Here is an 11,944-nt window from a genome sequence, read left to right as displayed (position 1 = left end):
TGAACGTAAGGGGGCACTTAATTTATTCGCTGCATTTGATACTCGCACTGGTAGAGTATGGGGTCAGACTTATGAGCGTAAACGTCAAGAAGAATCTTGGGCTGTCATTGGAAACTATCTAAGATTAACTATATTTTAACGGGGTTTGAAAATTTACTACACAAGCGTATAGGCGTAGCCCGTTGTAGACATCGCTTAAAATTTATTCCCCATCTTCCACTGCGCCTAATGCTTTGAGTGTGGCGATTTCTGCTGAGGTTAAACCTTTAACGCCTGTAATATTCATACTTGCATAAAGTCTATTGTCTAGTGTTGTTAGACACTTACCAGACTGAAAATCCCAAACCTTAATTGTTTCATCTCTACCGCCACTGACAATAGTTTGACCGTCAGGGCTAAAAATAACAGTGTTTACCCAACTACTGTGTCCTGACAAAGTTCTAATACATTCGCCAGTATGGATATCCCAAATGATTATTTGTGCATCATTGCCAGCACTGCTTAAAAATTGACCATCTGGACTAAATGCTACCGCATTTACCCAATCTATATGTCCATGCAAAGTTTTTAAGCATTTGCCATTATGGATATTCCAAAGCTTTACCGTTTTATCACCACTTGCACTAGCAATCATGCGATTATCGGGACTGATTGCCAATGCACTTACCATTAAAGTATGACCTTGGATTATGTTTAAGCATTCTCCAGTATGGACATCCCATAATCTCACCGTTTTATCATAACTACTACTGGCTAGGATTTTATTATCAGGACTGATTACTACAAACCATACCCAGTCAGTATGCCCTTGCAAAGTTTTAATGCAATCTCCTGTACTAACATCCCATATATTGATTTTGCCATCACCACTACCGCTTATGAGGGTTACGGCATCGGGAGCAAAAGTTACTGAATTTACTCCTCCAGTATGACCAGATAGAGTTTTCAAACATTTTCCAGTAATGATATCCCATAACTTAATTGTTCGGTCATAACTACTACTGGCTAAAATACTACCATCAGGGCTAATCGCAACTGAATTGACTCTACTTATATGTCCCTGCAAAGTTTTCAAGCATTTTCCTGTAGTGAAATTCCACAATTTTACGGTTGTGTCCTCACTGCAACTAGCTAAAACTTTACTATTAGGGCTAATAGCAACTGAACGTACCCAACTGGTAGAACCCTGCAAGATATTCAAACACTTTCCGGTATTAATGTCCCATTTTCTGACAGTTTGATCCTCACTACCACTAATTAAATTTGTGCCATCAGGACTAATTGCTATTGAGCGTACCCGACTAGTGTGTCCTTGTAAATTTTTTAAGCATTCCCCTGTTTTCAAATTCCATAGCTTTACCGTTTTATCTCTACTGCTACTTACCAAGATCTGATATTTATTATCGATAGCAACTGAACGTACTGTATCCGTATGTCCTTCAAAGGTTTTTAAGCATTCTCCAGTGGCAATATCCCACAATTTTATAGTTTTATCTCTACTACCACTTATTAGAGTTGTACCATCTAAATCAAAGAAAATAGACCTTATTGAATCGGTGTGTCCTTCAAAAGGTTTTAAAAATTTGCCAGTAAAAATATGGAATATTTTTACTGTTTTATCTTTTCCTCCAATTGCAATAGTTGTACCGTTAGGGCTGAAAACTACTGAATATATACTGCTTATATTTTCTAAAGTTTTCAGACATTCTCCAGTGCTAAGATTCCATAATTTTATAGTTTTATCTCGACTTCCACTTGCTAATATTTTACCGTCTGGACTAAATGCTACCGAATTTACCCTATCGCTATGTCCTTCCAGAACTTTCATACATGCTCCGGTGGTAGTATCCCACAACCTTACAGTATGGTCATAGCTAGCACTTGCCAAAATTTGAGCATTAGGACTAAAGACTACTGAGCGTATCCAATTATTGTGTCCTTTACATTTAAAAATTTGTTGATCATTTCCAGCCAGCCATATACTAATTTCACAATTGCCATCAGCTGCTGCAAATAGCTCACCATTAGGACTGTATGCAACTGAAAAAACGGCACCGAAGACCTTTGGGAAAACTGATTTAGTTAGGTTGGCTCCTATAAAATGAGCATGGCGTAAGCTCGCCTCGGAAAAATCTGCTCCTTTAATAACTGTATTGGTTAAATCTTGCCCCTCCAAAGCCGCCTTATCAATCTTCACCAACAATGTCGCCCCATTCCCGCCAAGATAACCCGCTTCATCTTCAGTTTTGCCCCGCGTTGTCTCAATCAGATTAACAATGCCAGCTTGGGCATCTATATCAATCATCGGTAAAAGCAAATCTATGACTGCTTTTGTGAGTGATGCTTTGCCAAAAGTCTCCCTTAACTTCTCAAAAGACTCACTTGTAAATGCTTTTAGTGGTGCGTAGGCGTAGCCTATTGTAGACATCGCATCATCCAATTGACGCGAAAAATAACCAGACCAAGTGTAATTAAGTGGCGCTACACTGCTATCCAAGCCTGATTGTGCTTGAGCTAACTCCGTAAAATCGCTAGATAACGCTCCCAACTCTGCGGCAAATTTATAAGCTACGAAAAACTCTAACAAAGACCGATGCGCTGGAGTATAATCACCATCAGCGTTGCGGATGAGCATTGTTTGACCCATCATGTCATAATGCCAGTGGTCTAAATCCTTCTCTTCTTGCACCACCGAACCAAATAATCGCCGAATTCTGTCTGGGAAAAGCCGATAATTGAGGCTCATTTCGTCTTTAGACAGCATTTCCCAAGAAAGTTCGCACAAAAAGTATAACTTTTCTGCCAAAGAAGTAAAGGTGCGATCGCTCTTAATATCCCGTTCCATTTTCCGCCGCACTGCGTACAAGTAAACCCGCGACATATCCACAGGTTTACCCGCCTCAATATCTGGTAAAGCTTCCAAAATTAACTCACTCATCACCGGACGACGGGCTAAATCCAATAACTGCGGATTTCCCATGACTTGCTCAACTGTTGCAGCTTCCGTTTGATACGACAACACCAGCCGAATTTGCTCGTCGTTAAATTTCTCCAGTTCCAGCACTTCAAACTGCGGTGTTTCTCCTGTCAGTTGCTTGGTAGATGCTTGTAACTCAGCATTGAGTAGGGCGCGTCCTTCCTTAGCTTCGGGAAAATGTTCGGTGTGACAAGTTAAAATAACCTTGGCACCAGGAACTACCACTTTCGCCAGTTCCCAAAAGTTATTAATCATCTGCTGACGGTCAACTTTTGCTGCCATTTCGTCAAAACCATCGAAAATTAGCAACAATTTACCCATACCGTTTAACTGGTCAAATACTGCGCTAGTTAAACGAATATTGTGTTGTGTAAAAAAGAACCCAGCTAAAACGTTCTCTACATTTATGGCTTTGGCAAAATCTCGCAGCGTAATTACCAAAGGCAAACGGGGACGCTCAACACCGCGCTTTTGGGCATCTCGGTAACGTTGCAATGCTACCCAAGCATAATGGAAGGCAAACCAAGTTTTCCCCGTACCAAATTCTCCTAGTATAGAAATATGCTCTTTGGCAGGATCGTCCAACCACATATCAATATAACCATCAATCCAACCATCGCGATCGCTATAATGACTAATGCCGATGCGTTGCTTAGTATCGGGGTCAATTTCCTCTTTTGTGCAGGCTAAAGGAACGTATTTTAGATCTATTTGCCGCCGAATAATTTCCGCTTCTAACCAATCAAGATAATCGGTAAAATCAGCATCTTGGTCAATAAGTTCGTCAAAAGTATAACAACCTAAGTGGCGATTTTCCTCCTTTTCTACCTCATTTCGTGCCGCTCGTGCAATCCTTCTGGCTGTTACTAACCAACCTTCATCAGTTCTCTGTTGCTCCACAGAAGAACGCAAAACAGCTACATCCTTGAGTCCAACTTCCCCCTCAATTCCCCTGATTAAGATGCGGTCATATCGGTTACGCCGGGTTGGCACATTAATAATCCACTCAAAATATGAATCACCCCAAACTTCATACTTTTCAAAGCGGTAGCCCAAGGTTTCAAACCAGCCGCGCATTTGTTGAGCTAAAGCTATGGCTCGACATTGATTTTCGGTAGATGTTCCGGCCTCCAGCAGTGCGGGTGAATTTTGTGCCAACCGCGCTATTTCTGTCCGAATACCTTCCAGCGTCGGCAACCTGTCAAGTAGTTCTTGGATATTTGCAATACGTTTTTGCAAAGAGCCAATTTGTTGACTCATAAGTGTATCTGCTGGGTTGCGTGTGCGTTTAGCAACTTCTGCAAACACAATATAAAACGCGGCAATTTCCCGTCTAATGTCAATTCCCAAACTTCTAATGTCATCACCCAAAGAATAGGCATCAAGCCAAGCATCAACCTCAGAAAGTAAAATTGAGGGGTTATTATGGTCAAATGCCTTGCGGAAAGCCTGTTTGATTGCTTCTTGGCGAAAAAGTTCTAAAACAGGCTTGGGTTTCCCAACACCGTATTCTACCAGTGAGTATGCATAAACTCCACTAAAATCTGCTGGTGGATGCTCTGGATCGAGCTTAAACTGCTGAAGTAATTTAATTACAGTCTCATTGCGCCGAATTTTTTCCTTAATAAAAGGATTAGCGATCGCAATAATAGCGTTGATAACCTGTTCTGGGTTAATTATCATTTGTCATTGGGCATTGGGTATTGGGCATGGGGCATGGGGCATGGGGCATTGGGCATGGGGCATGGGGAAGAAATTAATATCTCTACCACTCTTAACTCCTAACTCCTAACTCCTAACTCCTAACTCTTAACTCCTAACTCCCCACTCCCCACTCCCCATTCCTAACTAGGACGATTATTTTCTAATCCTGGTATTTGTTTAGAAAATAAATCGTTAGAGTCAACTTGACCATTTGAGATAACTGAGCGCATACCCTCGAAAGCAGCAGGGATAGTGCGCGGATCTATAAATAATACCTTGCTGCTATCGCTTTTACCAATTGTTGCGCCCATATCTAGATAGCCTAAAGCAAACAGAACTTCTACTGCTTTATTAGCATTGGGATTTGTCTGGAGCTTTTGGGCTATAATTTCTGCTGATTCTGCGATCGCTTGGGCTTTCAAAACCTGCTGCTGACGTTCTGCTTGAGCTTTCAGAACGAGCGCCTTTTGTTCAGCTTCTGCTTGCAGAATTGTCGATTTTTGACGAGCTTCCGCATCCAATATTTGCGCCTCCGCTTTACCTTTAGCACTATTGACAGCAGATTCGCGTTCGCCCTCAGAAGTTAAAATTGCTGCCCGTTTGCGTCGTTCTGCCGACATCTGCAATTCCATCGATTCTCGCACCGCCTGAGATGGAATAATATCTCGCAGTTCTACCCGTGTCACTTTCACACCCCAGGGATCGGTAGCAACATCCAAATCTCGTAACAAAAGTTCACTGATGTGGGAACGAGCAGTAAAAGTTTGATCCAACTCCAGTTGCCCCATTTCGGCGCGAATTTGAGTCAGCACCATATTTATCATTGCCGACTGAAGATTTTCTACCTTATACCAGGCTTTTTCCATATCCACGATGCGCCAGTAAAACACTGCATCCACCTCAATGCCAACGTTGTCACGGGTGATGCACTGTTGGGGAGGAATATCTAAGACTTTTTCGCGGATAGTTCCTTGGTAGACAACTCTATCCAGGAAAGGAATGACAAAGTTTAGTCCTGGTTCAAGTTTTTTGTTATAACTACCCAATCTTTCCACCAAAGCTTCATTGCCCTGATTGACGACTTTCACCGTTCCTGCCACGGCACCACCACCAAGGGCTAAAAATACTAGTAAAAAAAACTGTTCCATTATGAATCTCCTGGTTTTTAATAAAGGGAGTGGGGAGTAGGGAGTGGGGAGATGAGGGAGATGAGAGAGATAAGGAAGAACTTGCAACAAGTCTTTCTCCTTGCCCTCTTCCCAATCCCCAATCCCCATTAACTAAGAATTCAACAGATTTTCTGGTACGACAATTAAAGTAGTACCTTCCCTCCTAACTACATAAACTTTTTGATGGGGTGGTACGGTAAATTTCTCATCATCACATCTTGCTTGCCAAGAATTTCCCTCATACCGTACCCGCCCTGTTTTCCCAGGCAAAATTTCTGTTAAGGTTTCAGCAATGACTGCATCCCGAATTTTTGATTTGCGTTGTCTTGGTTGCAAAAACCGACGAGAAAGCGCGATTAGGGCTGTAGAAAGCAACAGCCAAACTACAACTTGCAACCATACACTTCCCATACCCACTCCAGACAGCAGCGCCACCACAAAAGCGCTAATTCCCATCATGAAGGCGACAAACGCCGATGGTAAGAACAGTTCCATTAGACACAGAACTGCTCCTGCCAGAAGCCAGATTAAGGTAAAACTTGGCATAGCGCTATCCTAGTCTCTACATTGACGTAAATGCATTTCTACGATTAGATACAGCCAGACGTAAGTTATTTACAGAAAACAAAACTTGGTATTTCTACCAATAATTTTGATTAATTTCAGTAACAAGGTGTAGCTAGCAGTACACAAGTCCAGTTTATTCTAGCCTTCAATTCATTGCCAGCTAAAGTTAATCGAAGTTCATGAGTTGATTGTTTTTTAAATTTATACCTTTATGATTTCTACTCAACTGATAATTTTTTGTATAAATCCACGCTGTAATAGCCCTATTAATCCTATGGGGGATAGTGTTTGTGCCAATTGCCAAACTCCTTTAGTTCACCGCTATCTTTGGGCAACTGGCTCATTGTCTGCTCAAATTCCACCAGGCACAAAGGTTGCAGACAGGTATGAAGTAATTAAACAGCAGATTTGGTTGGATACTCAACCGGGACTACCGCCAGATATACCTGAAGAATTGCCAACAGAAGTAATTCCTTATCTACGGTTATATCAAGAGCGGTTGCATTTACCCCAGGCTTATGGGTTTGCGAGTAACCTTGAGGGAGATACAACTGATATCCTTTTATTGGAAAATGCACCGATAGATAAGACAGGAAATATCTATCCAACTATCGTTGAGGTATGGGAGCAAGCAACAGCAGTACGACAAGTTTATTGGCTGTGGCAAATTCTCCAACTTTGGACACCTTTATCTGAACTGGGACTTAGCCACAGTTTATTGGTAATAGATAACTTGAGGGTCGAAGGTTGGTGTGTGCGACTGTTGGAACTCTACCAAACACCAGCAGATAAGAAGCTGAGTTTACAAAATCTAGGTGAGTGTTGGCAGTTTTGGGTAGTGTCTGCCAAGGCATCAGTAGCCAAAGGGTTACAGAACATAGTCCAGGAGATGTGTGAAACTGAGATTGAGTTAGAAGCGATTAATATTCAACTCAATCATTTACTATTAGCAGCTGCGGCAGAATTGCCATTAGTCTTGAAGGTGGCAGGCTCTACAGATATTGGCCCAATCATGGCGCAAAATGAAGACGCTTGCTATCCCAATGCCTTGAGTGATTTAGATGAACCTTTATTACGCCACTTGTCGATTGTTTGCGATGGCATTGGCGGACATGAAGGCGGTGAGGTTGCCAGTAAGTTAACAGTGCAGTCTGTAAAGTTGCAAATTCGCGCTTTACTGGCGGAAGTAACACAACAAACTGGACTTTTACCGCCAGAGTTGTTACAGGAACAATTAGAAGCAAGCTTGCGGGTAATAAATAATGTGATTTGTGCCCGCAATGATGAACAAAAACGCCAAGGCAGAGAACGCATGGCTACAACAATTGTCATGGCGGTGCAAATTCCCCAACGAGTCCAGACAAGTACTGGATGGCAATCAAATAATACCCATGAACTTTACTTGGCTAATGTTGGCGATAGCCGTGCCTATTGGATTACTCGCAATTATTGCCAGCTACTCACTGTCGATGATGATGTGGCAACGCGAGAAGTCCGCTTTGCAAAAAGCTTGTATCGAAGGGCACTTATGAGACCAGATGCTAGTGCCTTAACTCAAGCATTGGGGACAAGAGATTCAGAATCTTTGCGTCTCAAGGTTCAGCGATTTATTGTGGAAGAAGATGGCATCTTACTACTGTGTTCTGATGGTTTAAGTGATAATAACTGGGTAGAACAATCTTGGCAGGATTATGCAATACCTGTGTTAACAGGGCAAATGACAGTTGAAGATGCTGTCCACAACTGGATTAACTTGGCAAACGAAAAAAATGGGCGTGATAATACATCGGTTGTTCTGACTTATTGCCGTGTTTCCCCAGAATATTTAGTACCTGTGACTCCGGCGTTGCCAGAAGAAATTATAGAAGCAGAAATACAAGAGGAAGAGGAAGAACAAGCAGAACTAGAGGAAGAAGAGGAAAAAGAAGAAGAAGAGGAATTAATTTCCTTTACAGAAAGTTCGGAAACTCTGCTAGATTTGGATCTAGGTTTGGATCTAGATTTGGATCTTTCAGAGGAACCACCTCTCAGCCCAGAAATTCGACCAACTTTCATTACAAAACCTAAACGGGATAAACGTTTGTTAAGACTGTGGGAAGTATTGGCATTGCTTGTAGGGGGTACAAGTCTGGGATTATTTGCTTGGTGGCAAATTAATCCTCAAGGATTCCAGCAGATGTGTCGGCAACTTCCCCAAGGAGTGGAGCAATTTTGTTCCCCTAGAAAATAGCTGAAATAACACTCTCGTCGGGTTTTTACTTATTGTCAGTCATAAAAATCCAAATGTTAAGTACTCTTGTATTACTTTGTAGCTATAGGGATAATGTTAAGCAAAGTCTAGATTTAAAGGATTTATGTCCTGAAGTCGATAGTCAGTACCAAGTAGAAATCTATGTTTAAATATCTTATTGGCGAATGACACTACTCTAGATGTTGAGCAGTATTAAGGTTAGTGTGGCTTGCTGTGAAACTATGGCTCGTGATTTATTCCACAATATTGTGAGGTCTGCCTTAGAGAAACAGGGTTGGGTAATTACAGATGATCCGCTCAATATTCGGTGTGGCGGGGTTGATATTCAGATTGATTTAGGTGCAGAGCGACTTCTAGCTGCCGAAAAAGCAGGAGAAAAAATAGCAGTTGAAATCAAAAATTTTGTGAGTGCTTCAAAAATTTCTGAGTTTCACATGGCGCTAGGACAATTTATTAATTATCGGATACCATTGCGTGTTGAAGATCCAAATAGAACCTTATATTTAGCTGTACCGTTGGTAATTTATAACGACTTCTTTAACTTGTCTTTTATTCAAACTGTAGTCAATGAGAACAAATTAAGGCTAATTATTTACAATGTGGAAACCGAGGGAATAGAACAATGGACAAATTAAATGAATATCGAACAAAAGTTAGGCAACTTTTAACTAAGTATCTCCAATACAAGCCTAGTTACGGAGATGTAGAAGTCGAACAAATTTTTGATACAGAACACGATCATTATCAAATTATTAGCATCGGATGGAATAATCAAAAGCGGATTTACGGGCCAATAATGCACTTAGATATCAAGAATAATAAAATTTGGATTCAACAAAATACAACGGAAGCAGATATTGCTTTAGAGCTAATGGAGATGGGTATAGATAAACAAGATATTGTGATCGGGTTTCATACTCCAAAAATGCGTCAAATATCAGGATTTGCTGTGGACTAAAACAATAACAATACTATATAAATAGTCTATTCTAAAAAATATCTAATTCAATATGATGTTGAAGAAATTCTGGAAAATTTGCGTGAGTTTTTAACACTCCAACAAATAGATGGAGAAATCCACTACAGTTTTTATCATTCCAGCTTTCGAGATTTCTTAAGCAAGCAAGTAAATTTTGGTTAGCGATAGTTAGGCTGGTGAAAGCCAGTTGTTACCCTGGATATACTTCTTGTACACGCTTTTATATCAAGTCCGGCTAATTAGTTTTAATTCCCAAATCTATGCAGCAAGCCCACAAGCCCCTCTCCTCTGCTCCTCTGCACCCCTGCTGCGTTAATGATAAGTCTTTAACCGGACATGATATTCCCCGATCGCTCCATCCATACCTACCCCTTACTGCTCTTGCACCCATGCAGGATGTGACAAACCTCTGGTTTATGAAGGTCATTGCCCACTATGGCAGCCCTGACTACTTTTTCACTGAGTATTTCCGCGTCAATGATACTTCACGGCTCAATCGTCATATTTTGGCATCAATCACTGAAAACGACACAGGTCGCCCCGTTTTTGCTCAAATGATTGGCGAAAGCATTCCAGACTTAGTAAGAACAGCAAAGGAACTCTGCGGCTATAATATCGCTGGAGTTGACTTGAACCTGGGCTGTCCAGCACCGAGAATCTATCGCAAAAATGTTGGGGGTGGATTGCTGCTCTTACCAGAAAAAGTGGATCGGATTTTAGGAGAACTGCGCCAAGCAGTCAACGATCGCCCTTTAACCGTTAAGATGCGCGTCGGCTTTGAAAATACAGATAACTTTTATGAAATTCTAGATACGATCAATCGCCACAGCATCGATTTGCTGAGTTTGCATGGTCGCACGGTGAAAGATATGTACCACGGAGCAGTGAAATATGATTTGATTGGCGAAGCGGTAAGACGAGTCCATTGCCCAGTACTGGCCAATGGCAATATCCACTCTGCGAAAACTGCTCTTGAAGTGCTTTCCCAAACAGGCGCGGCGGGTGTGATGGTGGGACGCTGGGCGATCGGGAATCCCTGGCTTTTTAATCAGATTCGGCAGGCTTTGCGAGGAGAGGCGATCGCACCCGTTCCTTTAGTGGAGGTACGCAACTATATTGAGCGGCTATGGCAAACCCCCACAGCGGCAACTATGCCAGAGCGGGCCCGCGTCGGCTATCTCAAAATGTTCCTTAACTACATTGCCCTGAGTGCTGACGCTGAAGGTCATTTTCTGCGGCTGATGCGACAGACTCAGACCGAGGTAGAACTGTTTAACCTCTGCGATCGCATTCTCCTTACCGATCTGACAAAAACTTTAGCCCTAGCACCCTCCTTGAGCGTGTAACTGCCATGCACGAAAATTCGTGAGAGAGTTGACCTGGGGAACATCCTAGAGTCAAGATAAAAGAGTTGGATATCTTGTCAAAGTACTAAGCACATCTGATAGATATCGCCTGATTTTCTTTCATTTCTCTGTTTTAGGGTAAAGACGAAAGCTAGAGGCGATAATTATTAACGCGGCAAAAAACCTAAAAAAGTACGCACGGATTGCTAAAACGTGCCTGGACGCAGAGGGTTAAATGCGCCGTTGCACCCCGATGAAGCGTCAAGAAATAGCTGATTAAATCAAATTCTAAGCGATTTAATCATATATTTTGTAGCAGATACTTGTGGAAAAGAAAATGCTAGGTGTAAATGTTGTTATGGAAGTTGGCGATCGCGTCCGCGTTAAAGATTCGGTAGTAGTGTATCATCATCCTGAACATCGGAATCAGGCTTTTGACATCAAAGGCACAGAAGGCGATGTAATCGGTATTGCCACCCAATGGCAAGGCAGACCCGTAAGCGCTAATCTGCCGGTTGTAGTCCAGTTTAGTAAAAAATTCAAAGCCCATTTACGTGAAAATGAGTTAGAAGTCATCTAAATCACTTATCGGCGGCGAAACCACTGGAAAATATTCAGTTCGCCGCGCATTCTTTTAAGTTCTTGGCGATTTTGTTCTGCTGTTGTATAGTACCAATCACAATGACGTTGAAACTCTGACCGCGACCGAACTTCGTGGTAGAACTGGTGAGTTGTTTGGTAAGAGGCAAAAGCTTCCTCAACTTGGGATTGAGGGGATGGCATAATATAAGGTAAATTTTTAGACATAAAAATAAGAGTGGGGATAGGGAGTACCGCACTTCCTAATTAATAACTCATAACTCATAACTCATAACTCATAACTCATAACTCATAACTCATAACTCATAACTCATAACTCATAACTCATAACTCATAACTCATAACTCATAA

Annotated in this window: 9 protein-coding genes; 5 read left to right on the top strand and 4 right to left on the bottom strand. The window is 41.7% G+C overall.

Annotation, left to right across the window (positions count from 1 at the left end; all coding sequences use genetic code 11):
• Nucleotides 1-202 precede the first annotated feature (202 nt).
• From V7K67_RS23145 to V7K67_RS23135, 3 genes are all read right to left on the bottom strand, one after another.
• Entirely contained in the window at nt 203-4,660 is a 4,458-nt protein-coding gene (locus V7K67_RS23145; protein WP_335168580.1) for a pentapeptide repeat-containing protein, read from the bottom strand.
• A 161-nt stretch (nt 4,661-4,821) separates the two neighbouring features.
• Nucleotides 4,822-5,829, bottom strand: a complete 1,008-nt coding sequence (locus V7K67_RS23140; protein ID WP_334706651.1) for an SPFH domain-containing protein — start codon at nt 5,827-5,829, stop codon at nt 4,822-4,824.
• A gap of 132 nt (nt 5,830-5,961) precedes the next feature.
• Nucleotides 5,962-6,396, bottom strand: a complete 435-nt coding sequence (locus tag V7K67_RS23135; protein WP_334731979.1) for an NfeD family protein — start codon at nt 6,394-6,396, stop codon at nt 5,962-5,964.
• Between the two features lie 232 nt (nt 6,397-6,628).
• Here V7K67_RS23135 and V7K67_RS23130 point away from each other — a divergent pair, with 232 nt between their 5' ends.
• The 5 genes from V7K67_RS23130 (at nt 6,629) to V7K67_RS23110 (ending at nt 11,573) form a co-directional block, all read left to right on the top strand.
• Entirely contained in the window at nt 6,629-8,647 is a 2,019-nt protein-coding gene (locus tag V7K67_RS23130; RefSeq protein WP_335168578.1) for a protein phosphatase 2C domain-containing protein, read from the top strand.
• A gap of 242 nt (nt 8,648-8,889) precedes the next feature.
• Nucleotides 8,890-9,303: an element excision factor XisH family protein gene (locus tag V7K67_RS23125; protein WP_335168582.1), complete on the top strand. Its 414-nt coding sequence runs from the start codon at nt 8,890-8,892 to the stop codon at nt 9,301-9,303.
• Nucleotides 9,291-9,626: a XisI protein gene (locus V7K67_RS23120; RefSeq protein WP_335168576.1), complete on the top strand. Its 336-nt coding sequence runs from the start codon at nt 9,291-9,293 to the stop codon at nt 9,624-9,626. Before V7K67_RS23125 ends, V7K67_RS23120 begins: the two co-directional genes overlap by 13 nt.
• A gap of 281 nt (nt 9,627-9,907) precedes the next feature.
• On the top strand, nt 9,908-10,993 hold the full coding sequence (locus V7K67_RS23115; RefSeq protein ID WP_335168574.1) for a tRNA-dihydrouridine synthase family protein: 1,086 nt from the start codon (nt 9,908-9,910) through the stop codon (nt 10,991-10,993).
• Between the two features lie 358 nt (nt 10,994-11,351).
• A complete protein-coding gene (locus tag V7K67_RS23110) occupies nt 11,352-11,573 on the top strand; it encodes a ferredoxin-thioredoxin reductase variable chain (RefSeq protein WP_442936080.1) in 222 nt (73 codons plus the stop codon).
• Between the two features lie 5 nt (nt 11,574-11,578).
• Here the strand turns inward: V7K67_RS23110 and V7K67_RS23105 are convergent, their stop codons facing one another.
• Nucleotides 11,579-11,800, bottom strand: coding sequence for a hypothetical protein (locus V7K67_RS23105; RefSeq protein ID WP_334731973.1), 222 nt, complete (start codon nt 11,798-11,800; stop codon nt 11,579-11,581).
• Nucleotides 11,801-11,944 lie beyond the last annotated feature (144 nt).

The sequence above is a fragment of the Nostoc sp. genome (assembly GCF_036917155.1).
Classification (GTDB): Bacteria; Cyanobacteriota; Cyanobacteriia; order Cyanobacteriales; family Nostocaceae; genus Nostoc.
This window is presented reverse-complemented; position numbering and strand designations above follow the sequence as displayed.